Here is a 23,602-nt window from a genome sequence, read left to right on the forward strand (position 1 = left end):
GTTCGAGGCGAATTCTTCCATAAGCGCAAAGTATACTCAAGAAACTTTGCAGGAAATTCGCCAAAAGTTGTAGAAATTAAAAAAGGAAGCAAGGCTTCCTTTTTTATTCATTAAATTTTAAGCAATCTTACTTGCTTAAATCTAACATTAGCTTATTTAAACGGCTAACAAACCCAGCTGGATCTTTTAAGCTGCCGCGTTCTGCCAATAATGCTTGGTCTAATAAAACTTCAGACCATTGTGCAAATTTATCTTCATCTTGCTCATCATTTAGGTGTTTCACTAATTGATGTTCAGGGTTTAGTTCAAAAACAGGCATCGCTTCTGGTGCGCCTTGGCCTACTGCTTCCATTAATTTGGCCATTTGTGAACTCATATCATTTTCATCAGCTACAACACATGCTGGAGAATCAGTTAATCTGTGAGTAAAGCGAACTTCTTTAACTTTATCACCTAATACTGTTTTAATACGTTCAGCTAAACCTTCAACTTCTTTTTCTGAGTTTTCTTGCTCTTTTTTGCTCTCTTCATCATCAAGATCACCTAAATCTAAATCACCACGCGTGATAGAAGTAAGCTGCTTAGAATCGAACTCAGTTAAATGGCTCATCATCCACTCATCAACACGATCTGACATTAATAATACTTCAATGCCTTTCTTACGGAAGATTTCTAAGTGTGGAGAACTTTTAGCTGCTGCAAAATTATCTGCTACAACATAATAAATCTTATCTTGTCCTTCTTTCATACGAGATACGTAATCTGCTAAAGAAACACTCTGAATTGATTCATTATTATCTGTTGAAGCAAAGCGTAATAGTTTAGCAATTGCATCTTTGTTTGCTGCATCTTCAGCCGGACCTTCTTTGATCACCTGACCAAACTCATTCCAGAAAACTTGATAATCTTCAGCTTTATTTTTACCCATACGCTCAAGCATTTTAAGAATACGAGAAGTACAACCTTTACGAATTGTTTGTGTTGTTTTGTTATCTTGTAATATTTCACGAGATACGTTCAGTGGTAAGTCGTTAGAATCTAATAAACCTTTAACAAAACGTAGGTAGCTAGGCATAAACTGTTCAGCATCATCCATAATGAATACACGTTGAACATATAGCTTTAAACCACTTTTATGGTCGCGATTCCATAAATCAAATGGTGCTTTTTTAGGGATGTAAAGTAGACTAGTATATTCAGATTTACCTTCTACTTTATTATGAGTCCAAGTTAGAGGCTCTTCCCAATCATGACTTACATGCTTATAAAACTCTTTATATTCAGATTCTTCAATTTCTGATTTATCTAAAGTCCAAAGTGCAGTTGCTTTATTTATTGTTTCCCACTCGGCTGGTACTGCAGCAATTTTTTCGCCATCAGGACCTTCAGACTCTGGCACCTCATCTTTAAACATTTGTACAGGGATAGAAATATGATCAGCATATTTAGTTACGATGCCACGTAGACGATTGCCATCTACAAATTCTTTTTCTTCTTCTTTTAAATGAAGTGTAATTTCAGTACCACGTGCTTCTTTTTCAATTTCAGCAAGCGTGTATTCACCTTCGCCTTTTGAATGCCATTCAACAGCTTTTTCTTCACCCGCTTTGCGCGTGCGCACTGTTACTGCATCGGCAACGATAAATGCAGAATAAAAACCAACACCAAATTGACCAATTAATTGCGAATCTTTCGCTTGGTCGCCAGATAAGTTTTCAAAAAACTCAGCTGTGCCTGATTTTGCGATAGTACCTAATGAGCTAATCACTTCATCACGGTTCATACCAATACCGTTATCTGAAATAGTTACTGTGCCCGCTTTTTCATCAGTGCTGATCGTAAGTTTTAATTCAGCGTCGCCTTGATATAAATTACCGTCAGAAAGAGCTAAGAAACGTAATTTATCTGCTGCATCAGATGCATTTGAGATAAGCTCACGTAAGAAAATTTCTTTATTAGAATATAAAGAATGGATCATTAAATTTAGGATTTGTTTTGCATCTGTTCCAAACGAATGGTTTTCTTTATTTAATTCAGCCGTCATTGAGGTTTCCATATATCTATATTAAATCATACCCAAACAATTTTACTGCTAGGCATGTGTAGTTTGTATCATTTATGAAATATATATGGGGTAGCAAAAATTAAATTCAAGAGAAAATCTCAATTTCTGTTAAAAAGTCCTAAAGCAGGCTTAGGACTTTTTAAGTTAAGTAAAAACAAATAGATTATTGATTACAAAACTCTCAAAAATGTAACTTACTTATTTTCTGTTGTATATCTTCAAACCTTAAGTTTTCACAGCAAGCAAAGCCCGATAGCTTTTTTACTTTATTTCTAGCAAATAGAGGAATACTGATCCCTGCTAAAAACCGACTATATATTCCTATAGTCAATTCATGAGCAACTTTATCACTTAAGTGATTTTTAAATTCAGTTAATGCCTTAATTAAAAAATCATCTTGTGGAAAGTCAACATTTGTTGAATATGCTAATTTTGCAACCTGGCCCCTACATACACTGCAGTGTCCGCAGTGTTCAGGTGAATTATAATCATCAAAGTACAAAGATAAATTGTGGCTTAAACATGAATTAAGTTCAAAAAATCTAACAAGTGTCGCTATTCGTTTGATTTCTTTTTGTTCTTTATCGGCAAAATAATCATAAAGATTTTGCACTATATCGCCTTCATTTAACTTATCGACATCAATATTAAACACTTCTGTAATACGTTTAGTTTCAAGTTCAATCAATCCTTGTTCTGCTAAATAGTCTAAAGCTGCAACCACTCTGCCTCTATCGCTACCATAGTTTTGATATAAAGCATCAAAATTAAGTGACCCCCATACTTTTTTAAACTGTGTATGGTTAAAGATTGCAGATAAAAATGTCGCCCTTTCTTGTGAGAATCTAGATAAGATCTGTTGCTGGTCTTGCAAATACTTATATTTAAATTCTGCAAAATAAGCGTACATAGGTTTAATAACATTCATTAGCTCTAGCTGAACTAATAATGTTTTAAGTGGCAGTTGTTTAATATTACTTGCATTAGATAAACCAGTCGTTTGTAGTTCCCACTGACCTTTATCGTTCTCATCAAGCATATTGTTGATTATAAATTTAATTGCATTTTTTTCTGGGGTATCACCAAATACAAAATTCTCAACTGTATTAAGACCATCTAAATTAGCAAGTGTAAAACACTGAGACTTGAGCCCATCTCGCCCTGCTCTACCTATTTCTTGGCAATAGTTTTCAATTGATTTAGGTAAGTCATGATGGATCACAAATCGTATGTTTGACTTATCTATCCCCATACCAAATGCAATTGTCGCAACCACCACTTGAATTTTATCTGCCATAAAATCATTTTGAATACTTTGACGTAAGTCACTATCAAAGCCTGCATGATAAGCACATGCATTGATATTATGAGACTTTAAAAATTGTGCAACTTGCTCAGCACTGTGCTGCAAAGTGACATAAACAATGCCTGAACCGGATTGACTATGAACCACATCAAGTAACATTTTATTTTTATTATCAGTAGATACAGGAATAACAGATAAATCGAGATTATCACGATAAAAACCGGTTTGAATAACATGCTCTTGTGAGATGTTAAAACGCTCAGCCATATCTTTTTTAACTTTTTTTGTTGCTGTTGCAGTCAAAAGTAACGTTAGAGGGATATTAAGTTGCTTTTTATAATCGGGCAGTTTTAAATAATCAGGCCTAAAATTGTGACCCCATTCAGAAATACAGTGTGCTTCATCAACCACTAACATAGATACATTAACTGATTGGATAAACTGCCTAAAGCGCTCATTTTTAAAACGCTCAACAGAAACCATTAAAATTTTGGTATAACCTGAACGTACATCATTCATTACTTGCTTGTTTTGCTCAGCGGTTAAAGTGGAATCAATGCTCGCCGCTTTAATACCTTTCTTAGCTAAGAATTCTAATTGGTCTTTCATTAAAGCTAATAAGGGTGAAACAACAAGTGTTAGATGTGGTAAATGAATTGCACTGAGTTGATAACACAAACTTTTGCCTGATCCAGTAGGGAAAATAGCTAATGATGATTGACCATTTAATAACTGAGTTATTGTTTGTTCCTGGCCTTGCCTAAAAGAATCAAAACCAAACCACTGCTTTAGAGATTGACTGAGATCTATGTTCATTTGTAATTTCCTATATTTATTATCAGCAGGTTAAAAGCCAAAAGTCATTATATTCTATATTTTTTACCAGTTTTTTACTTTCAAGATTAAAAAATTTTAATCTTACACTTGCTAAATTTAATTTTACTGTATAAATTACCAGTATAGTTACTGTATGGATAAACAGCATGTTAATTTCTCTCGAAATCGAAAATTTTGCAATCGTTGATAAACTGAATGCCGAGTGGGGCCCTGGAATGACAACCATTACGGGAGAAACCGGTGCTGGTAAATCAATCGCCATCGATGCTTTATCATTATGCTTAGGAGAGCGCTCTGAAGCTTCAGTTGTACGCCCTAGTTGTGAACGTGCGCAAGTAAGTGCGCAATTTGATATACATAACCTTCCTGAAGCAAAGAAATTCTTAGAAGATAATGATCTGATCAGTGATACTGAATGTTTAATACGCCGAGTAGTTAACAAAAATGGCCGAAGCAAAGGGTATATTAACGGTATTGCAGTCACTGCAAGTCAACTAAAAACAATGGGTCAATACTTAATTTCAATTCATGGCCAACATGCACATCAACTTTTAACTAAATCTGAACATCAATTACATTTATTAGATGAATATGCCGGGCACCTAGATTTACAACATAATGTAAACATTTCTTACGGTGTATACAGCAAACTAAAGAAAGAATTTAAGCAACTGAGTGACCAACACGCACAGCAGCAAGCGCAACTGCAACTACTTGAATACCAAGTTCAAGAGCTAGATGAGTTTTCCTTACAAGAAGGTGAATTTGAACAAATAGAAACTGAGCATAAAAAACTGAGTCATAGTCAAACACTAATTAGTGCATGCCAACAGCAATTATTACAACTATATGAGCAAGATGGCGCTAATGCTTTTACTTTTGTACAACAAAGTGCAAATCAATTTTCTGAACTTGCTTCTATTGATAAAGCATTGTCACCTATTAGTGAATTATTAATAGAGGCAAGTATTCAAATAGAAGAAGCTGCAACAGAAATTAGACATTATCAAGATAATACTGATTGCGATCCGAGTCGTTTTATTGAAGTAGAAGAACGTATGAGCCAAGCTTTAAATTTGGCAAGAAAACACCATACTAAACCTGAGAACTTATACCAACTGCACCAAGATTTAGTGGCAAAACTTAATAATATTAGTTCTAATAATGCCAGAATTGAAGAACTCGAAGACTTAATTTCAGATGCTTTGGCTGATTATCAATTACAAACTAAACTACTGAGTGATAGTCGTTCAGTAGCAGCGCAAACACTGAATAAATTGATAAGCTCAAGCATGCATCAACTCTCTATGGAACATGGTTGTTTTAAAATAGATTTGCACTATCAAAGTGACTTAACACCTAATAAATTCGGATCTGATAGCATAGAGTTTTTAGTATCAACAAATCCTGGGCAACCTTTGCAAGCTTTAGCTAAAGTAGCGTCTGGTGGTGAGCTATCTCGAATAAGCCTTGCTATTCAAGTTATTATTGCAGGTAAAGTTACAACACCGACACTGATTTTTGATGAAGTGGATGTGGGTATATCTGGTCCTACTGCTGCTTCTGTAGGTGAGTTACTACGACAACTTGGCAAGTCTACTCAAGTTATATGTGTAACACATTTGCCGCAAGTTGCCAGTTCTGGCCACCAGCAATTTTTTGTTTCAAAGCAGACCGATGGACAGCAAACTTCAACTCAAATGCTAGCGCTAGATAAAAGTGGGCGTACAGACGAAATTGCACGTTTATTAGGTGGTAATAATATTAGTAAAGCCACATTAACAAATGCGCGAGAATTACTAAACGCGCACAATTAATTGTGTATCGTTATAAACAAAAAAAGAGCTGTTAAGCTCTTTTTTATTGATACGATTTTTAAATTATTCTGCGGTATTTAGCGGCTCAAAACTTTTAACTAAATCATCTACTGCTTTCATTTGTGCTAAATAAGCTTCTAATTTAGCTAAAGGTAATGCACAAGGTCCATCACACTTAGCTTGTGATGGATCTGGATGGGCTTCAATAAATAATCCTGCAATTCCTAATGCAATTCCACTTCTAGCAAGTTCTGTAGCTTGTGCACGTCGACCATCAGCAGAATCAGCACGACCACCAGGGCGTTGTAAAGCGTGTGTTGCATCAAATATAACAGGTGCTTGTTGCTTCATGTCATCCATACCCAACATATCAACTACCAAGTTGTTATAACCAAAGCTTGAACCACGTTCACATAAAATAATTTTATCGTTCCCAGCCTCATTAAACTTTTTAATGATATGGCGCATTTCATGAGGTGCTAAAAACTGTGGTTTCTTAATGTTAATAACCGCACCCGTTTTTGCCATAGCAACAACTAAATCTGTTTGACGGGCCAAGAATGCAGGTAACTGAATGACATCTACCACTTCTGAAACCGGTAATGCTTGGTGTGGTTCATGAACATCAGTAATTAAAGGCACATTAAAAGTATTTTTAATTTCTTCAAAAATCTTTAAGCCTTCTTCCATGCCTGGGCCACGGTAAGAGTTAATTGAAGAGCGATTTGCTTTATCAAATGACGCTTTAAAAACGTATGGGATCCCCAATTTTTGCGTCACTTCAACGTAATGCTCAGCGATACGCATCGCTAAATCACGAGACTCTAATACATTCATGCCGCCAAATAAAACAAATGGTTTATCATTTGCGACTTCTACTGATTGTACATTAATAATATTTTTATTCATTGTTTATCCTTAAGGTGCAACTGCTTGCATCATTAGTCCACAAATATAAGCCATATATGTGCCTACGCCATAGCCTAATACAGCCAATAAAACACCTACTGGCGCAAGTGATGGGTGAAAAGCCGCTGCAACAACGGGTGCCGATGCTGCTCCGCCTACATTTGCTTGTGAGCCAACAGCCATATAAAACAGTGGTGCTTTGATTAGTTTAGCGACTAATAACATTAAGCTTGCGTGGATCAACATCCAAATACCGCCAACAATAAATAAGCCAGGATTATCAAACATCGCTGTTACATTCATATGTAGGCCAATAGAAGCAACTAAAATATATAAAAAGCTTGAAGCGACTTTTGATGCACCAAATGCTTCGATATGTCGCACTTTAGTAAATGATAAGCTAATACCTATGGTAGTAGAAATCACGATTAGCCAAAAGAATTTGCTATTTAAACTGTATTCACTTGCCCAAGCAAAGTTATTGCCAAAGTATGGGCCTAAAATATCTGCAGCAAAATGGGCAAAACCGGTAATACCAAAAGCAATAGCAATGATTGTCATATAATCATTTAAAGTTGGCATACGCGCATGTTCAGCATGATACTTTTGAACGCGAGTCTTTAAATCTTCAATCGCAGATGTATCAGCACCCGTTTTTGCATCTATTTTCTTATGGTTAGCAGCCATTAATAATAAAACTGCCATCCACATATTTGCAACGATCACATCAACAGTAACCATGACCGAAAAGATATCACCACCTACTTCAAACATTTCTTTCATTGAAGCTTGGTTTGCACCGCCACCAATCCAGCTACCTGCAACGGTTGTCATGCCACGCCATACGGCATCTGGACCATGTCCGCCTACAATTTCAGGGCTGATTGCACTCATCACTAATATCGCGATGGGGCCACCTATGACAATGCCTAAAGTACCGGTTAAAAACATGATTAAGGCTTTAGGTCCTAAATTAAGAATCGCCTTTAAATCAATACTGATAGTTAATAAAATTAAACAAGCGGGTAATAAGAATCGTGATGCGACGTAATAAACATTTGAGCTGTGTCCATCGACAATGCCAAACGTATTTAATAGCGAAGGTAAAAAGTAACATAATAATAGTGCTGGGACATATTTGTAAAACTTCACCCAAAACGAATTTTGACTACTTGATGTCTTAAAAATAAAACCTAAAATAATTGCTAATAAACCAAGAACAACAGCATCATTCGTGATCAGAGCTGAGTGTGTGTCAGCCATTTTCTCTCCTAATTATATTTCGATTAATCCCATTTTTAACTTTAACAACCTATTTATATGGTTTAGTTTTTAATGGATTGTATTTATATTATTTTCCATTTCTTCAAGCTGATTTTGAATCAATTCAATTGCAGGATCATCAGGGCATTCACTAATAAAATACTCTAAATCTTCTCTGGCCATCTGAGAACAATTTATGCTTCTTAACAAATAACCCCTATCTCTTCTTTCATAAGGATCATCTCCTGTAATTGTCATTAATAGTTCAATGCAATTAAGTGCTTGATAGTGCTTATTTTCAGAAATAAATGCCCATTTTTGATGAGCTAAAAATAATTTATATAAATTATCTTCTGGCACAATTTGAAATGAATCAGAATTTTCTTCAACTGATAGATTCTCAGGCTTTAAGTACCAAGATTGTTGTCCCGAAGCTGGATCAATTAAATAACCTTCATCTTGACTCATTTTTACATTAAGCATCAAACTTGATTCAAACACCACGATGCACACATCAAAATCAAGATTAAATAAGACATGCTTCAATATGAGTGCTAATGGTAAATCAGTACCCGTTCGATAAACCAAAGAATATGACAAGCTATTTAATTTAGTTTCTTCAATTTTTTGACTAGTACCACTAAAGGTCCAGTCACTATAAAAATGATCGACGATAGTATCTAAAGCTTCATGTTTTGTACTACAAGCGCTTACTATTTGTTTAGCTTCAACTACAAGGTCATCCAATATCTGTAAATATTTTCTAACATTTGTTATCGCAAGCCATCTTTGCTCTGCTTTTAAGCAGGCATGTATTGGGTCTAGTTGATCATAATCTTGTTCATGATCATCAAACCAGATATCTGACTTCAATACCTGTACAACTCTATAAATCTCAAAAGGACTATAGTTTACCTATGTTTGGCTGCAATTTCATTAGGAATAAGTAATTAACCACTTCATCAATTAAACAAGTAGAGAAATATTTGTTTATGGAAGGGATTTGAAATGTAAAAATGAAACTAGCGACTGAAATAATCACCCAATCGCTATTTGTATAGACTTAAAGAATAAAAGCGTTTTTAGAACCCGCTAAATATCCAACTAAACATAGGCATACTGTACATAAGCCTAAAAACATAAATTGTTTACTTTTAGTTTCTTGTTTTAATAAAATAAAACCTAACCCAATATAGCCAATAACAAAGATTATTTTTTCTAATAACCATGAGTGCTCTAAAGGATTGAGTCCTGCCATATAAACCAAAGAAAACGCGCTAATTAAAAGTACGGTATCTCCAATATGACTGCTAATAAATAAAACTTTATTTTTTGCTAGTTGCCAATTATTAATTCTCGATATTGCTCTTACATAAAATAATATTATGCTTAAAACAACAAATGCTAGATGCATATGTTTTATTGCCATATAACTCATTTACTTCAACTGCCCCTTTGTTATTTAACTATCTTGGTTTGTTACTAATATTTTTTCAAAAAATTGAATATTACTCGTTAATAAATCTACGAGTTTAGGTTCAAAATGTAAGCCTTTTTGTTTTTGAATTTCATTCAATGTTTTATCTAAATCCCAGGCTTCTTTATAACATCTATTATGCCTTAATGAGTCATAAACATCCGCTAAGGCAACGATCCTGCCATAGATGTGTATTTTCTCTCCTTCTATGCCACGTGGGTACCCTGTTCCATCCCACTTTTCATGATGATCTCGCGCAATTATTGCTCCAGCATTAATAATTGAACGACGTGAGTTTTTCAAAATTTGATGGCCTTTCTCAGAATGTGATTTCATCAAATCCCATTCATCGCTATTAAGGCCTTCAGGTTTATGAATTATGGTATCTGGAATGCCTATTTTACCGACATCATGTAAAGGTGCGGCATGTTTTAATATTTCACTTTCGACATCAGATAAACCATATAAACTAGCTAGTTTACATGAGATATGAGCAACGCGTTTAACATGATTACCCGTTTCACTAGAGCGTTGTTCAACAGCTTCTCCGAGTCTATAAACAATTTCTCGTTGCGTATCTTCAACTTCTGATTGCAACTGAATATTTTCATAGGCGACTTGTACATTTTGAGCAAAAATTTCTATTAAATGTTTATGTGAAGGTGTCAGTGTTTTTGGCACGCCTGAAACATAGAGCATTGAATTGTGATTGCATTCGCTTGAGCAATAAGCAAATAAATAATTATCTTTATAAACAATGCTTTTTTCTCTTAAGGATTGTTTACATGCATTTAGCTGATCACCTGTCAGTACCTCTTCAAGCAATTTTCCTTCAGATTCTTCAAATTCACCTTGCCCTGAAAAAACAATTAATTTATTTTCATTACCATTTTCTATTGGATTACTTGCAACTAATGTTGTTGCATACATAGCTTCATCAACAGTGCCAATAATTGAAGTTAATTGTTGAATAACACCATAAATAAAGTTCTCCATCGAATGAGCTGAAAAAATATCTCTTGATGCAATAATTATTTTCTCAAGTCCCTGACGAGATTGCTCTATAGATAAAATATCACGGTATGAGCGTAGGCTTGACATAACAACAGTAAACAATTTTTGTGCTGTGAGTTCTGTTTTTGATTTGTAGTCGTTTATATCGTAGTTAACAATTACTTGGCGCTCAGGTGCCTGACCTGGTTGTCCTGTTCTAAGGATGATTCGGACATGATTGTTTTTGGCTTCTTCTCTAATAAACTGAGCAACTTTAAGACCTGCGTCATCTGTTTCCATAACAACATCAAGTAAAACAATCGCAACATCAGGATGTTGAACAATCAGTTCCTGCGCTTCCTTTCCTGAATAAGCACTTAAAAATTCAAGCCCCTTTCCTTGAAATTTAAAATCACTCAACGCAAGTTTAGTTACTGCATGAACTTCTGATTCATCATCTACAATAATCAGTTTCCATGTGCCTTGGTCAATGGTTTCTATTTCTTCTTCAGGCTCATTAGAAAATAAAAAGTCTTCTGCCATTTGATACTCCTTTATAACTTGAACTCTACTTAGTGCCTAACTGTGCAACTGTAATACGATCATTTCCAGATAAATCAGTAAAGGTCTTAATACCTTTATAAGCCATTTTGCTCAAAAAATCACTTACTAGTTTAGATTGATTATAACCATGTTCTAATAATAGCGTACCATTTTCATTTAGATGGGACTTTGCTTGTGCAATAATATGCTTTAGATCGGCCATGCCATCATCTTGTGCTACTAATGCACTCAATGGTTCAAAACAGACATCACCTTGATTCAAATGCGGATCATTTGGCTCTATATAAGGTGGATTACTCACTATCACATCAAACTTTTGATCTTTCAAAGCACTAAACCAATTACTTTGAATAAATTGTACTTTATCAAATTGATTATCAGTATTAAGCCTTTGACGATTACGTTCAGCCAATTCAATTGCCGCAGGTATTCTGTCACATCCAGTCACATGCCAATTTGGGTATTCACTCGAAATTGCCAATGCGATTGCGCCAGTACCAGTACCTAAATCAAGTAAAGAAATATCACGGTCTATTTCAAGTGCTAAAACTTGCTCAACTAATGTTTCTGTATCTGGTCGTGGGATTAAAGTTTGTGCATTTACTTCTAAAGGCAGGCTCCAAAACTCTCGAAAACCAACAATGTGTGCGACAGGTTCACCTAACTTACGCCTTTCAACCATTTCAAAAAAGCACTTTTGTTGTTCGTCCGTTAGTCGTTTTTCTGGCCAAGTGAACAAATAAGTGCGTGTTTTATCAATACAGGCTAATAATAAAACTTCAGCATCTAATTTAATGGTATCTGATTTTTTATCTTCTGGTAAAGCCAAAAAGGCGTTGGCTGCAGCAGCCAACGCCTTTTGAATCGTCATGTTGTTTTCAATCACGATTATTGTTCACCCATTGCAGCAAGAAGGTCTGCTTGGTTTTCGAGTACTAATGGATCAATTACGGCGCCTAAATCACCAGCCATAATTTCATGTAGCTTATATAGTGTAAGGTTGATTCTATGATCACTTACACGACCTTGAGAATAGTTATAAGTACGAATACGATCTGAACGATCACCTGTACCTACTAAATTACGACGTTCACTTGCTTCAGCTGCTTGACGTTTTTCATCTTCAGCTTGTTGTAAACGTGCACCAAGAACAGACATAGCCTGTGCTCTATTTTTATGTTGTGAACGCTGATCTTGACACTCAACAATAACGCCTGTTGGTATATGTGTGATACGGATAGCAGAATCGGTTTTATTTACGTGCTGACCACCGGCACCAGATGCACGGAATGTATCAACTTTTAAATCTGAAGATTTTATCTCAATCGCTTCTGCTTCAGGGATTTCAGCCATTACAGCGACAGTACATGCAGAGGTATGTACGCGACCTTGTGATTCAGTTTCTGGAACACGTTGTACTCTGTGCGCACCAGATTCAAATTTCAATTTACCGTATACATCATCACCCGTAATATGTGCGATGACTTCTTTGAAACCGCCATGGTCGCCTTCATTAGTCGTTACAACTTCTAACTTCCACTTTTGAGTTTCTGCATAACGGCTATACATGCGGAATAAATCACCTGCGAAAATAGCCGCTTCATCACCGCCAGTACCTGCTCTTACTTCTAAAAATACGTTATTTTTATCTCTTGGATCTTTAGGAAGCATCAATACTTGCAATTGGTCTTCACATTTTGCAACTTCTACTTTAGCCGCTTTAAATTCTTCTTGCGCCATTTCACGCATATCTGGATCAGAATCTTTCAGCATTTCTTCAGCAGTTGAAATATCTTCACGCGCTTCTTTAAAAGCTAAAAATGTTTTTACAACTTCTTCTAACTCAGAATACTCTTTAGACAGTTCACGAAAACGATTTTGATCACTGATCACTGAAGGGTCACTTAATAATGCTTGAACCTCTTCATAACGTTCTTCAATTGTTTCTAACTTATGATAAACCGACTCTTTCATTTACTTTAACTGCCTATTCTTTTGTTGATGATTAATCATCTATACCTAAAATATTTTTTAATTGGACTAACTGGGCTAGCTCCCCATCTTCAGCAGCCAGTTTAATAGAGCGCGTTGGTGCGTGCATTAAACGATTACTTAATTTATTAGCCAATTCCAATATCACTTTTTCAGCAGGTTTTCCTGCTCCAAGCTGTGCTGTTGCACGCTCTACTAATTCATTTTTGATACCATTAACTTGCATGCGGTATTCTCGAATTAAGTCAACAGAATCAAGTGATTTGAGCCAAACTTCAAATTCAGCTACTTTCAAAACAATAATTTCTTCAGCTTCTTCAGCAGCTTTTAATCTGCTTTGCACATTTTGATTTACAATTGCTTGCAAGTCATCAACCGTATATAAGTAGGCATCATTTAGTTCGCCTACTTGGCTTTCAATGTCTCTTGGCACTGCAATATCTACAAAAAGCATTGGTTTATAACGGCGTGCTTTTAATGCTTGCTCTACCACACCTTTACCTATTATGGGCAAAGTACTTGCTGTTGAACTGATCACAATATCAGATTGTATCAATTGTTCAGGCACTTGTGCTAAAGAAACAACATTAGCACCAAATTCATCCGCAACAGTTTGTGCGCGTGCAATAGTTCTGTTAGCTACGGTCATATTTTCACAACCATTTTGTTGTAAATGCCGCGCAACTAATTCTATTGTCTCACCTGCGCCAATTAATAACACCTTAATTTTATCTAATTTACCATAAATATGCTTTGCAAGACTTACTGCGGCATAAGCAACAGATACAGCACTGGCACCGATATCTGTTTCTGTCCTGACTTGTTTTGCAACTGAGAATGTTTTTTGAAATAAACGTTCAAGTAAAACACCCACGCAAGATTGGTTTTTTGCATTTTGATAAGCTTGCTTGATTTGGCCAAGGATTTGCGGCTCACCTAACACTAAGGAATCTAACCCACATGCAACACGCATTAAATGTGAAACAGCCTTTTCATTTGTATAACAATATGTATGTTGGCTTAATTCTGTCTCCGTTAAATGGTGAAAATCAGCTAACCAAGCTAATAATATTTGGGAATTATCGCTCTCAAGGCTACAATAGATTTCGGTTCTATTGCAGGTAGAAACAATCACAGTCTCTAGAAACTCTGAAGAATTAAGCATTTGCTTCAAAGCGCACTCCAGTTGTTCTACAGAAAAAGCTACTTTTTCTCGTAAATCTACTGATGCTGTTTTGTGATTAATACCTAGTACAACCAGATTCATAAAAAAAAGACCTATTAAACGATATTTATAATTGTACACTTTCTAAAGTGCGCAATAGAACTTATAGAAAACGAATTTTACGAAAATCATTCGAATAAGGAAAGGAAGGAACACAAATAGATGCGATTATATTTGATTTTGCTCATGTTTTTTTTATTTATTTCGGGCTGTGCCAGCACAATACCCGATAAGCAGACCATTTTTTCTGATTGGCAAGCCCATTTAGACAATCAAGATAGCTGGAAAGCAAACGGTAAATTGGCTTTTATTAGCAAAAAAGAACGCCATTCAGCTAATTTCACTTGGCAAAATAATGGAGATAGCAGCACGCCTGATTATAAGTTAAAGCTCACTACTTTCATTGGTACTCAAATATTGTCTTTGGTGCAAACAAATTCACATGCGCAACTTGACTATGATAGTAAAACTTTTAGAGATAAAAATGCTCAAAACATGTTAAATCGACTCACCGATTTATCTTTCCCTGTTAATGATGCGCCTAATTGGTTAAAAGGTCGCCCAGACAGTTCACATATTAAATATGATGACTTCGAGCGTATTATGGTAGCCACAATTGAAGATTCTCAGGGCGATACTTGGCAAGTGACATATAACAATTATGTAAAAAATAATGGTGTGTGGTTACCTACTAAACTTAATTTAGAAAGAAACGATCTTAAAATTAAAATGCAAATTCATTCATGGCAGTTCAATCAATGCAAATAGATACAAATATGACTTTTATCGCCCCCGCAAAATTAAATTTATTTTTACACATAAATGGACGCCGCCCAGATGGCTATCATGAACTTGAAACTTTATTTGTATTTTTAGATTATGGCGACAATCTAAATTTTGAAGTAACTCATAACAAAAAAATCACACTTATTGATGAATTATGTGATGTACCACCTGAAGATAATTTAATAATCAAAGCCGCTAAAGCATTACAAAATAAAACTAACTGCACTTTAGGTGCAAATATTTCATTAGATAAAATATTACCTATGGGCGGAGGTGTTGGTGGCGGATCATCAGATGCAGCAACAACGTTAGTTGTTTTAAATATATTATGGCAAACAAATCTATCAATAGACGCGCTGTGTGAAATAGGCATTAAACTTGGCGCTGATGTGCCTGTATTTATTAAAGGTGAAGCATCAATCGCACAAGGTATAGGTGAAAAGCTCAAACCTGTGAATTTAAAAGAACAATGGTATGTTGTTGTTCATCCAAACATACATATCAGTACAGCTAAAATATTTAACCATCCAGACATCCCTCGTGATACTCCAAAGCTCAAAGATGACTGGCAAATGTCTAAAATTGACAATGATTGCGAAGAATTGGTTAAAAAATACTATCCTGAGGTTGATCAAACCCTCCAGTGGTTGTTAAAATACGCCCCGTCGAAAATGACAGGCACAGGCGCATGTTGTTTTGCTAGCTTTGAAACACAAGCTCAAGCACAAAGCGTTCTGGAGGCTTTGCCCAATTGTTGGCAAGGTTTTATAGCCAAAAGTGCAATGATTTCGCCTTTACATAAGCAGATCAACGCAAAAAAAATGTAACATACCCGACCGTTTTGTAGCTTTATATCAAAGTTTAAACTTTAATATAAATTATATTCGGTAAACCCAATAGTCAGTGCCTGAGGAAATCTACTGTGCCAGACATGAAGCTCTTCGCCGGTAATGCAACACCTGAGTTAGCTCAAAAAGTTGCCAAACGTTTATATATTGAAATGGGACAAGCGGAAGTAGGTCGTTTTAGTGACGGTGAAATCGCAGTTCAAATCAATGAAAATGTACGTGGTTCGGATGTATTTATCATCCAGTCTACTTGTACCCCTACTAATGATAACCTAATGGAATTAATCGTTATGGTTGATGCGCTTCGTCGTGCATCTGCTGGTCGTATTACAGCTGTTATTCCATATTTTGGTTACTCTCGTCAGGACAGACGTGTACGTTCTGCTCGTGTTCCTATCACTGCAAAAGTTGTTGCCGACTTTTTATCTAGTGTAGGTGTTGACCGTGTTCTTACGGTTGATTTACATGCTGAACAAATCCAAGGTTTCTTCGATGTTCCTGTTGATAATGTTTTTGGTACGCCTGTACTGTTAGAAAACATGCAACAGAAATCATTTGATGATGTTGTTGTTGTATCTCCTGATATCGGTGGTGTTGTACGTGCGCGTGCAGTCGCTAAGTTATTAGATGATGCTGACCTTGCTATTATTGATAAACGTCGCCCTAAAGCAAACGTTTCTCAAGTAATGCACATCATCGGTGATGTTGCTGGTCGTGATTGTATTATCGTTGATGATATGATCGATACTGGTGGAACATTATGTAAAGCTGCTGAAGCATTAAAAGAGCATGGCGCTAAACGTGTTTTTGCTTACGCTACTCATCCAATCTTATCAGGTGCAGCTGCGGAAAATATCCGTAACTCTGTAATTGATGAAGTTATCGTAACAGATTCTGTTCCTTTAACTGATGAGCTAAAAGCAATTGATAAGATCACTGTATTAACACTTGCAGACATGTTAGCTGAGACGATCCGTCGTATTAGCAATGAAGAGTCTATCTCTGCGATGTTTGATCAATAATAAAGTCTTATTACAATAAATTCTTTATTAAGCGCTGATTAATCAGCGCTTTTTTTATTCCCCGTAAGCCCCTTCTCACTTTTAAAACCCTTATTGAATAAAAACATTACATTTAAATTTCACTAGTGTTATGATGGCGCGCCTATTTTTGGTGGACTCTTTGGTCGCGAAGAGTTTAAACATAATTTTAAAATATATTGGAGACAATAATGTCTAACGAAATCTACACTTTAGATGCTGAAGTACGTGCTGACCTAGGTACGAGTGCGAGCCGCCGCCTACGTAAAGAAAACAAAGTACCAGCTATCCTTTACGGAGCTGATAAAGAAGCACAATCTTTATCTTTTGAGCACAAAACTGTAATCAAAGCACAAGAAAACGAAGGTTTTTACACTCATATCCTTACTTTAAACATTGCTGGCGAACCTGTTCAAGCAATCTTAAAAGATATGCAGCGTCACCCTTTCAAGCCAGTTGTAACTCACCTAGATTTCCAACGTGTTGATGCTAACCACAAGATCCACACTAAATTACCAATTCACTTTATCGGTGAAGAAGCAATTGCAAAAACTGGTGCTACAGTTTTACACCAAGCAACTGAAATCGAAGTAAGCTGTTTACCAGCTGACTTACCAGAGTTTGTAGAAATTGATGTTTCAGCTTTAGAAGCTGGTGTTACTCTTCATATCTCTGACGTAAAACTTCCTGAAGGCGTTTCTTCTGTTGAGCTAATTAAAGGTCATGACCTTGCAGTAGCTAACATCAAAGTACCTAAAGCACAAGCTGAAGATACTGAAGAAGAAGCAGCAGCTGAATAGTAATTTAGGATAATTATCCTTGAATTCAATTCAAATGCTTGTGGGCCTGGCTAATCCAGGCCCCGAATACGCTAAAACACGTCACAATGCAGGTGCTTGGTTTATTGAGCAAATTGCACATCGTTATAACTGTACATTAAAGCATGATCCTAAATATCACGGCCTAACTGGCAAAGTGATAATCCAAAACCAAGAATTTAAACTACTGATCCCGACTACTTTTATGAATTTAAGTGGGAAATCAGTTGGTAGTTTAGCAAATTTCTTTAAAATTCCCGTTGAAAATATTTTAGTTGCTCATGATGAGCTTGATTTAGATCCAGGTACCGCCAAATTAAAAAAAGGCGGTGGTCATGGCGGACATAATGGTCTAAAAGATATCATCAGCAAAATGGCGAATAAAAAAGACTTTATGCGACTACGCATTGGTATAGGTCACCCAGGTCATCGCGAACAAGTGACAGGTTGGGTTTTAGGTAAAGCACCTCAATCTGAACAAGAGTTAATGGATGCTGCTATTGATGAAGCTGTACGTTGTTTAGAAATTTTAGCGAAAGATGGTGTGCTAAAAGCACAAAACAGATTACATTCATTCAAACCATAATTAAATTGGTTAGATTGTCAAAATAAAAGGTATCCTCAAATGGGTTTTAAATGTGGCATCGTCGGTTTGCCTAATGTTGGTAAATCAACACTCTTCAACGCGTTAACAAAAGCTGGCATCGAAGCTGCTAACTTTCCATTTTGTACGATTGAACCAAATACAGGTGTAGTACCTGTACCAGATTCTCGTCTTGATCAATTAGCTGAAATTGTTCAACCACAAAAAATCTTACCAACTACAATGGAATTTGTAGATATTGCAGGCCTAGTTAAAGGCGCATCTCAAGGTGAAGGTTTAGGTAATAAGTTTTTAGCTAATATCCGTGAAACAGATGCCATTGGCCATGTTGTTCGTTGTTTCCAAGATGACAATATTGTACACGTTGCTGGTGATATAAAACCAGAAGACGATATTGATGTTATCAATACAGAGCTAGTACTTGCTGATATGGATAGCGCTGATCGTGCTATTTTCCGTATAGCTAAAAAAGCAAAAGGTGGCGATAAAGATGCTAAAGTTGAATCTGCTGTACTTGTAAAAGTTAAAGCACATTTAGATGAAGGTCTAATTTTACGTTCTCTTGAACTTACAAAAGAAGAGCTAGCTGCGATTGAATACATCAACTTCTTAACAATCAAACCTACTATGTATATTGCTAACGTAAGTGAAGATGGTTTTGAAAATAACCCATATCTCGATAAAGTAAAAGCGATTGCAGAGACTGAAGGTGCTGTAGTAGTAGCTGTATGTGCAGCAATTGAATCAGAACTTTCTGAGCTTGATGATGAAGATCGTATTGAGTTTATGGCTGATCTTGGTTTAGAAGAGCCAGGTTTAGATCGTGTGATCCGTGGTGGTTACGATTTATTAAATCTTCAAACTTACTTTACTGCAGGTGTTAAAGAAGTACGCGCTTGGACTATTTCAAAAGGTGATACTGCGCCACAAGCTGCTGGTAAAATTCATACTGACTTTGAAAAAGGCTTTATACGTGCTCAAACCATTGCTTTTGATGATTACATTGAATTCAAAGGTGAAAACAAAGCAAAAGAAGCAGGTAAAATGCGTCAAGAAGGTAAAGACTACATTGTTAAAGATGGCGATGTATTAAACTTCTTATTTAACGTTTAATTTTACAAACGTTTAAAAGCCCGCTTATGCGGGTTTTTTTATGCTTAAAATATTAATCGACTGCATATCAGTTTACGCATAAAAGTTTAACTTTCATTTGTATTAACTTCACACCAACTATCACTTCTATAATCAATTAAATTAACAAACCGACTATTTAACCAAGATAAAATTACTCATGCTTTATATTAAATATATCGTCTGCGTAATTATGAGCGAATGGGACTGTTCAAATTCCCTTATACAGATTTTTTAGTTCTTTTTTACATTTATAACATCCTAGTAAGTACGCATTGCTACACATTAATTATTATAAATGTGCTTTATTTATACCGTTAATTTACACCCAATGTTGAACCAGAAAGTAATAGTCATATTAAATTCATATTTTTGTGTTCTATTTTAGGTATTTTAAAGGCTATATCCTTTAACAATCTTAAAAAACATAACATAGAATAATATTACACACATTTAAATTTCTCTAAATAGCCATAAATCATTCTATTATGTATTCTTTTTTAATCAGTTAGTTTAAATTTCCTGCAAACGATCCGATCATGGTACTTTTTTTAAAAAAAGGTGTTGACGCAATTGAGGGTTATCCGCATAATACGCCCCGCACCGCAGAGATGGTTAAGCAATGGCTACTTAGCTCAGCTGGTTAGAGCACATCACTCATAATGATGGGGTCACAGGTTCAAATCCCGTAGTAGCCACCATTACTAACTTTGCATGCATAAAACTATAAGTTTCATTTATGAAACTGGTGTCGCGGAAGTGGCGGAATTGGTAGACGCGCTGGATTTAGGTTCCAGTATCGCAAGATGTGAGAGTTCAAGTCTCTCTTTCCGCACCATTTAGTTTTAATAGATTATTGTTGGGATATCGCCAAGCGGTAAGGCACCGGGTTTTGATCTCGGCATTCCCAGGTTCAAATCCTGGTATCCCAGCCACTTTTTAATTAAAGTGAACGATAATCAAAAAATAAAATTTGGCTACTTAGCTCAGCTGGTTAGAGCACATCACTCATAATGATGGGGTCACAGGTTCAAATCCCGTAGTAGCCACCATTTTAAAGTTTAATAGAAACTTAAAATCTATTACTACCTCAATATATGATATTGAATGCGGAAGTGGCGGAATTGGTAGACGCGCTGGATTTAGGTTCCAGTATCGCAAGATGTGAGAGTTCAAGTCTCTCTTTCCGCACCATTCTTTGATTTGAATTAAAAAAATCAGCAACAAAGTTATTTGTTGGGATATCGCCAAGCGGTAAGGCACCGGGTTTTGATCTCGGCATTCCCAGGTTCAAATCCTGGTATCCCAGCCATTCTTTCTACCAGTAAGAATGCAACGAAAAATAAGTATGCGGAAGTGGCGGAATTGGTAGACGCGCTGGATTTAGGTTCCAGTATCGCAAGATGTGAGAGTTCAAGTCTCTCTTTCCGCACCATTCTTTGATTTGAATTAAAACAATCAACAACAAAGTTATTTGTTGGGATATCGCCAAGCGGTAAGGCACCGGGTTTTGATCTCGGCATTCCCAGGTTCAAATCCTGGTATCCCAGCCATTCTTTCTACCAGTAAGAATGTAACGAAAAATAAGTATGCGGAAGTGGCGGAATTGGTAGACGCGCTGGATTTAGGTTCCAGTATCGCAAGATGTGAGAGTTCAAGTCTCTCTTTCCGCACCATTCTTTGATTTGAATTAAAACAATCAACAAAAAAGTTATTTGTTGGGATATCGCCAAGCGGTAAGGCACCGGGTTTTGATCTCGGCATTCCCAGGTTCAAATCCTGGTATCCCAGCCATTCTTTCTACCAGTAAGAATGTGACGAAAATAAGTATGCGGAAGTGGCGGAATTGGTAGACGCGCTGGATTTAGGTTCCAGTATCGCAAGATGTGAGAGTTCAAGTCTCTCTTTCCGCACCATTTATTAATAAATCCCATTCAATAGTTAACCTTAAAATCCCTTTATATTCATCTCATATTTAAATTACTTTTTAATAACAATCAAATATATAGAATTAATCAACAAACCGTTATACTTACTTATATAAATAAAAGTAAGATTTAAGGTTTACCAATGCAGTCCAAAAAATCAGGCTTTACACTATTAGAATTAATGGTCACCATCGCAATAGTAGGAATACTAGCCGCAATAGCCTTGCCCAGCATGTCCAGTCTATTAGAAGATGATCGAGCAGAAGGTTTCACTTTTGAGCTGAAACGAAATTTCATGTACGCTAGAGCACAGGCGACAGTAAATGATGAATCTGTTGTTGTTTGCCCTCTCGCTTCAGTTACTGCGACCTCAGCTTGTGTTAATACATGGAATAGTTTAAATATAGCAGTGTTTGTTGATATCAACGCTAATCTAACATTTGATCCTGCTAGCGATATCATGCTCAGAAGTATGGATATTATCACTGACAGCAATGCTAATGATTTATTTGTTCACAGTGCTTTAAGTTCAGCTGTAAGTTTTGATGGCCAAGGCAGGATCCCGACTGGCCAGTTAGGCAATCTAACATTTTGCCCTAATGGTGATAACGATCAAAGTATAACCTTAAATTTAAGTGCTTCTGGGCGAGTCAGAAATACAGGTCATGATAGTTCAATCACTTGTACATAAATCCTTTACATTTATGATTTATATTCTAAAGTAGTAATAACAGGAACAAACTTAGGCTTCAAGGATGAAGTTTATAAATCAACATTATTTAAAATACCATAACAATGGATTTTCACTTATCGAGTTAATGACTGCCTGTTGTATCGTAGGTATTTTATTAGCCATAACTAGTCCTTCATATTCAAAACTAGTAGCAGAAAATGAAAGAGATAATTTTCTATCATTACTTAAAGCTAATTTAGTATTCACGCGAATTTTTGCCATTAAAAAGACTACAAATGTTACTTTGTGCCCATTAATATCAGGTATCTGCACAAAAGAGTGGCATAAAGAGTTGTTTATTTTTGTAGATTTTAATTCAAATCAAGAATTAGATGGGGAAGATTATATATTAAAAGTTTTAGAGGAAGTTAATGACAACCACTCTCTGAATTATCCACGAGTTGCAGTAACTTATAGAGCAGATGGCAGTCTTGATGGATTTCAATCAGGCAGTTTTATATACTGCCTTCCTGTAAGTCTTAATTTAGAAGGTAAACGTATTACAGTAAGCCAAGCTGGACGCATTAGGGTACGCAATACTGATAATTGCTAAAGCTATCTCAGTGTACTTTTATCTAACTCACGTACAGATGCACTTGAAAATTCTACATTTGAAGTTATACATTGAAAAACCTTAGTAATTGACTTCTTGCCTTGCTGTGGATATTTATGACCTTGTTTAAAGGCCTGTTTTTCAGCAAAAATATTACTGTTTTTTTTAGTCGTTACATCAATAACGGCTTCTATTTTTCCTGTAACTAAAACATGACATTTATATTCAAACAATTGTGACTTAGCATTTATACTAAAACTTGTATACATTCCAAATATTAAAAATAATATAGTATTTTTTTTCATTACCTTCCCCAACACTCTTTCGAGGTGCCTGAACCTGTAGATGTTTTTGTAGAAAGCTCATTAATCACTAAAGTAGTACAATATGAATCAGTTAACGGCACACCGCTGGCAGGTGTAGCAGTTATTGTAAACTCTCTAGAATTAGCCACAGCCACTATTGTTAATGTATATAACCCAGTTTCAGTAGTGGTATTTAAACCTAAATTAGCTAAAACAGCTGTATAATCATGGTTATCTACAAAAAACTGTTCTTGTTTATTAGCAGCATCAACTAAAGCAGTTATTGCTTCAGCCCTAGCTGACTTTTTAACATGTTCTGTATAGCTAGGATATGCAACTGCTGCTAATATGCCTACAATCGCAACCGTGATCATCACTTCTATTAATGTAAAACCATTTTTTTTCATT

At 35.8% G+C, this 23,602-nt stretch carries 21 protein-coding genes and 11 tRNA genes; 20 read left to right on the plus strand and 12 right to left on the minus strand.

Going from position 1 to position 23,602, the window contains the following annotated elements; all coding sequences use genetic code 11:
- Positions 1-127: 127 nt before the first annotated feature.
- Positions 128-2,044 (minus strand): molecular chaperone HtpG, encoded by a 1,917-nt coding sequence (gene htpG, locus KO527_RS17020; RefSeq protein WP_216041487.1) that lies wholly within the window; start codon positions 2,042-2,044, stop codon positions 128-130.
- Positions 2,045-2,246: 202 nt separating this feature from the next.
- Complete coding sequence (locus tag KO527_RS17025; RefSeq protein WP_216041488.1) at positions 2,247-4,187, minus strand: RecQ family ATP-dependent DNA helicase; 1,941 nt, start codon at positions 4,185-4,187, stop codon at positions 2,247-2,249.
- Positions 4,188-4,354: 167 nt separating this feature from the next.
- Between KO527_RS17025 and recN the strand changes: the two genes are divergently transcribed.
- The gene (gene recN, locus KO527_RS17030) at positions 4,355-6,025 is read left to right on the plus strand and encodes a DNA repair protein RecN (RefSeq protein WP_216041489.1); all 1,671 of its coding nucleotides are present in this window, start codon (positions 4,355-4,357) and stop codon (positions 6,023-6,025) included.
- A 63-nt stretch (positions 6,026-6,088) separates the two neighbouring features.
- Here the strand turns inward: recN and kdsA are convergent, their stop codons facing one another.
- The 8 genes from kdsA to hemA all read right to left on the minus strand — a co-directional run bounded on the left by kdsA (position 6,089) and on the right by hemA (position 14,490).
- Complete coding sequence (gene kdsA / locus KO527_RS17035; RefSeq protein WP_216041490.1) at positions 6,089-6,934, minus strand: 3-deoxy-8-phosphooctulonate synthase; 846 nt, start codon at positions 6,932-6,934, stop codon at positions 6,089-6,091.
- A 9-nt stretch (positions 6,935-6,943) separates the two neighbouring features.
- On the minus strand, positions 6,944-8,197 hold the full coding sequence (locus KO527_RS17040) for a DUF819 family protein (RefSeq protein WP_216041491.1): 1,254 nt from the start codon (positions 8,195-8,197) through the stop codon (positions 6,944-6,946).
- A gap of 69 nt (positions 8,198-8,266) precedes the next feature.
- Complete coding sequence (locus KO527_RS17045; RefSeq protein WP_042148727.1) at positions 8,267-9,070, minus strand: tetratricopeptide repeat protein; 804 nt, start codon at positions 9,068-9,070, stop codon at positions 8,267-8,269.
- 190 nt (positions 9,071-9,260) lie between these two features.
- Entirely contained in the window at positions 9,261-9,635 is a 375-nt protein-coding gene (locus tag KO527_RS17050) for a SirB2 family protein (RefSeq protein WP_216041492.1), read from the minus strand.
- Positions 9,636-9,659: 24 nt separating this feature from the next.
- Positions 9,660-11,210: a response regulator gene (locus KO527_RS17055; RefSeq protein WP_216041493.1), complete on the minus strand. Its 1,551-nt coding sequence runs from the start codon at positions 11,208-11,210 to the stop codon at positions 9,660-9,662.
- A 25-nt stretch (positions 11,211-11,235) separates the two neighbouring features.
- Positions 11,236-12,102, minus strand: a complete 867-nt coding sequence (prmC, locus tag KO527_RS17060; RefSeq protein WP_216041494.1) for a peptide chain release factor N(5)-glutamine methyltransferase — start codon at positions 12,100-12,102, stop codon at positions 11,236-11,238.
- A gap of 17 nt (positions 12,103-12,119) precedes the next feature.
- Positions 12,120-13,205, minus strand: coding sequence for a peptide chain release factor 1 (gene prfA / locus KO527_RS17065; protein ID WP_216041495.1), 1,086 nt, complete (start codon positions 13,203-13,205; stop codon positions 12,120-12,122).
- Between the two features lie 31 nt (positions 13,206-13,236).
- On the minus strand, positions 13,237-14,490 hold the full coding sequence (gene hemA / locus KO527_RS17070) for a glutamyl-tRNA reductase (protein WP_216041496.1): 1,254 nt from the start codon (positions 14,488-14,490) through the stop codon (positions 13,237-13,239).
- 144 nt (positions 14,491-14,634) lie between these two features.
- Between hemA and lolB the strand changes: the two genes are divergently transcribed.
- The 19 genes from lolB to KO527_RS17165 all read left to right on the plus strand — a co-directional run bounded on the left by lolB (position 14,635) and on the right by KO527_RS17165 (position 22,889).
- Positions 14,635-15,216: a lipoprotein insertase outer membrane protein LolB gene (lolB, locus tag KO527_RS17075; protein WP_216041497.1), complete on the plus strand. Its 582-nt coding sequence runs from the start codon at positions 14,635-14,637 to the stop codon at positions 15,214-15,216.
- Positions 15,207-16,061, plus strand: coding sequence for a 4-(cytidine 5'-diphospho)-2-C-methyl-D-erythritol kinase (gene ispE / locus KO527_RS17080; protein WP_216041538.1), 855 nt, complete (start codon positions 15,207-15,209; stop codon positions 16,059-16,061). The genes lolB and ispE overlap by 10 nt, the downstream gene beginning before the upstream one ends.
- Positions 16,062-16,156: 95 nt before the next feature.
- Positions 16,157-17,104 (plus strand): ribose-phosphate pyrophosphokinase, encoded by a 948-nt coding sequence (locus KO527_RS17085; RefSeq protein ID WP_042148709.1) that lies wholly within the window; start codon positions 16,157-16,159, stop codon positions 17,102-17,104.
- Between the two features lie 209 nt (positions 17,105-17,313).
- Entirely contained in the window at positions 17,314-17,922 is a 609-nt protein-coding gene (locus tag KO527_RS17090; protein WP_216041498.1) for a 50S ribosomal protein L25/general stress protein Ctc, read from the plus strand.
- 19 nt (positions 17,923-17,941) lie between these two features.
- A complete protein-coding gene (gene pth, locus KO527_RS17095; protein WP_354668631.1) occupies positions 17,942-18,526 on the plus strand; it encodes an aminoacyl-tRNA hydrolase in 585 nt (194 codons plus the stop codon).
- Positions 18,527-18,565: 39 nt separating this feature from the next.
- Positions 18,566-19,657: a redox-regulated ATPase YchF gene (gene ychF, locus KO527_RS17100; RefSeq protein ID WP_216041499.1), complete on the plus strand. Its 1,092-nt coding sequence runs from the start codon at positions 18,566-18,568 to the stop codon at positions 19,655-19,657.
- Between the two features lie 642 nt (positions 19,658-20,299).
- Positions 20,300-20,376, plus strand: a tRNA-Met gene (locus KO527_RS17105).
- Positions 20,377-20,428: 52 nt separating this feature from the next.
- Positions 20,429-20,513 (plus strand) — tRNA-Leu (locus KO527_RS17110).
- Between the two features lie 22 nt (positions 20,514-20,535).
- A tRNA-Gln gene (locus tag KO527_RS17115) sits at positions 20,536-20,610 on the plus strand.
- A gap of 40 nt (positions 20,611-20,650) precedes the next feature.
- Positions 20,651-20,727: transfer RNA gene (locus tag KO527_RS17120), tRNA-Met, on the plus strand.
- Positions 20,728-20,784: 57 nt separating this feature from the next.
- A tRNA-Leu gene (locus KO527_RS17125) sits at positions 20,785-20,869 on the plus strand.
- Positions 20,870-20,912: 43 nt separating this feature from the next.
- Positions 20,913-20,987: transfer RNA gene (locus KO527_RS17130), tRNA-Gln, on the plus strand.
- A gap of 38 nt (positions 20,988-21,025) precedes the next feature.
- Positions 21,026-21,110: transfer RNA gene (locus KO527_RS17135), tRNA-Leu, on the plus strand.
- Between the two features lie 43 nt (positions 21,111-21,153).
- Positions 21,154-21,228: transfer RNA gene (locus KO527_RS17140), tRNA-Gln, on the plus strand.
- A 38-nt stretch (positions 21,229-21,266) separates the two neighbouring features.
- Positions 21,267-21,351: transfer RNA gene (locus tag KO527_RS17145), tRNA-Leu, on the plus strand.
- Between the two features lie 43 nt (positions 21,352-21,394).
- Positions 21,395-21,469 (plus strand) — tRNA-Gln (locus KO527_RS17150).
- A gap of 37 nt (positions 21,470-21,506) precedes the next feature.
- Positions 21,507-21,591: transfer RNA gene (locus tag KO527_RS17155), tRNA-Leu, on the plus strand.
- Positions 21,592-21,745: 154 nt separating this feature from the next.
- Positions 21,746-22,294, plus strand: a complete 549-nt coding sequence (locus KO527_RS17160) for a GspH/FimT family pseudopilin (RefSeq protein WP_216041500.1) — start codon at positions 21,746-21,748, stop codon at positions 22,292-22,294.
- A 64-nt stretch (positions 22,295-22,358) separates the two neighbouring features.
- The gene (locus KO527_RS17165; protein WP_216041501.1) at positions 22,359-22,889 is read left to right on the plus strand and encodes a GspH/FimT family pseudopilin; all 531 of its coding nucleotides are present in this window, start codon (positions 22,359-22,361) and stop codon (positions 22,887-22,889) included.
- Positions 22,890-22,891: 2 nt separating this feature from the next.
- Here KO527_RS17165 and KO527_RS17170 read toward each other — a convergent pair whose 3' ends face one another.
- Positions 22,892-23,194 carry a hypothetical protein gene (locus KO527_RS17170; RefSeq protein WP_216041502.1) on the minus strand — a complete coding sequence of 101 codons (303 nt, stop codon included), beginning with the start codon at positions 23,192-23,194 and terminating at the stop codon, positions 22,892-22,894.
- Positions 23,194-23,601 carry a type IV pilin protein gene (locus tag KO527_RS17175; RefSeq protein WP_216041503.1) on the minus strand — a complete coding sequence of 136 codons (408 nt, stop codon included), beginning with the start codon at positions 23,599-23,601 and terminating at the stop codon, positions 23,194-23,196. The genes KO527_RS17170 and KO527_RS17175 overlap by 1 nt, the downstream gene beginning before the upstream one ends.
- Between the last annotated feature and the right edge of the window lies 1 nt (position 23,602).

It is taken from the genome of Pseudoalteromonas sp. C2R02, from assembly GCF_018860845.1.
GTDB lineage: Bacteria > Pseudomonadota > Gammaproteobacteria > Enterobacterales > Alteromonadaceae > Pseudoalteromonas.

Excerpts from the sequence above, each read along its gene's own strand:
- htpG (WP_216041487.1), bottom strand. The coding sequence starts at position 2,044 with ATGACGGCTGAATTAAATAAAGAAAACCATTCGTTTGGAACAGATGCA.
- hemA (WP_216041496.1), bottom strand. The coding sequence starts at position 14,490 with ATGAATCTGGTTGTACTAGGTATTAATCACAAAACAGCATCAGTAGAT.
- KO527_RS17050 (WP_216041492.1), bottom strand. The coding sequence starts at position 9,635 with ATGAGTTATATGGCAATAAAACATATGCATCTAGCATTTGTTGTTTTA.
- KO527_RS17175 (WP_216041503.1), bottom strand. The coding sequence starts at position 23,601 with ATGAAAAAAAATGGTTTTACATTAATAGAAGTGATGATCACGGTTGCG.
- KO527_RS17040 (WP_216041491.1), bottom strand. The coding sequence starts at position 8,197 with ATGGCTGACACACACTCAGCTCTGATCACGAATGATGCTGTTGTTCTT.
- KO527_RS17170 (WP_216041502.1), bottom strand. The coding sequence starts at position 23,194 with ATGAAAAAAAATACTATATTATTTTTAATATTTGGAATGTATACAAGT.
- kdsA (WP_216041490.1), bottom strand. The coding sequence starts at position 6,934 with ATGAATAAAAATATTATTAATGTACAATCAGTAGAAGTCGCAAATGAT.
- prmC (WP_216041494.1), bottom strand. The coding sequence starts at position 12,102 with ATGACGATTCAAAAGGCGTTGGCTGCTGCAGCCAACGCCTTTTTGGCT.
- KO527_RS17165 (WP_216041501.1), top strand. The coding sequence starts at position 22,359 with ATGAAGTTTATAAATCAACATTATTTAAAATACCATAACAATGGATTT.
- lolB (WP_216041497.1), top strand. The coding sequence starts at position 14,635 with ATGTTTTTTTTATTTATTTCGGGCTGTGCCAGCACAATACCCGATAAG.
- recN (WP_216041489.1), top strand. The coding sequence starts at position 4,355 with ATGTTAATTTCTCTCGAAATCGAAAATTTTGCAATCGTTGATAAACTG.
- ychF (WP_216041499.1), top strand. The coding sequence starts at position 18,566 with ATGGGTTTTAAATGTGGCATCGTCGGTTTGCCTAATGTTGGTAAATCA.
- KO527_RS17025 (WP_216041488.1), bottom strand. The coding sequence starts at position 4,187 with ATGAACATAGATCTCAGTCAATCTCTAAAGCAGTGGTTTGGTTTTGAT.
- prfA (WP_216041495.1), bottom strand. The coding sequence starts at position 13,205 with ATGAAAGAGTCGGTTTATCATAAGTTAGAAACAATTGAAGAACGTTAT.
- KO527_RS17055 (WP_216041493.1), bottom strand. The coding sequence starts at position 11,210 with ATGGCAGAAGACTTTTTATTTTCTAATGAGCCTGAAGAAGAAATAGAA.
- KO527_RS17160 (WP_216041500.1), top strand. The coding sequence starts at position 21,746 with ATGCAGTCCAAAAAATCAGGCTTTACACTATTAGAATTAATGGTCACC.
- KO527_RS17090 (WP_216041498.1), top strand. The coding sequence starts at position 17,314 with ATGTCTAACGAAATCTACACTTTAGATGCTGAAGTACGTGCTGACCTA.
- ispE (WP_216041538.1), top strand. The coding sequence starts at position 15,207 with ATGCAAATAGATACAAATATGACTTTTATCGCCCCCGCAAAATTAAAT.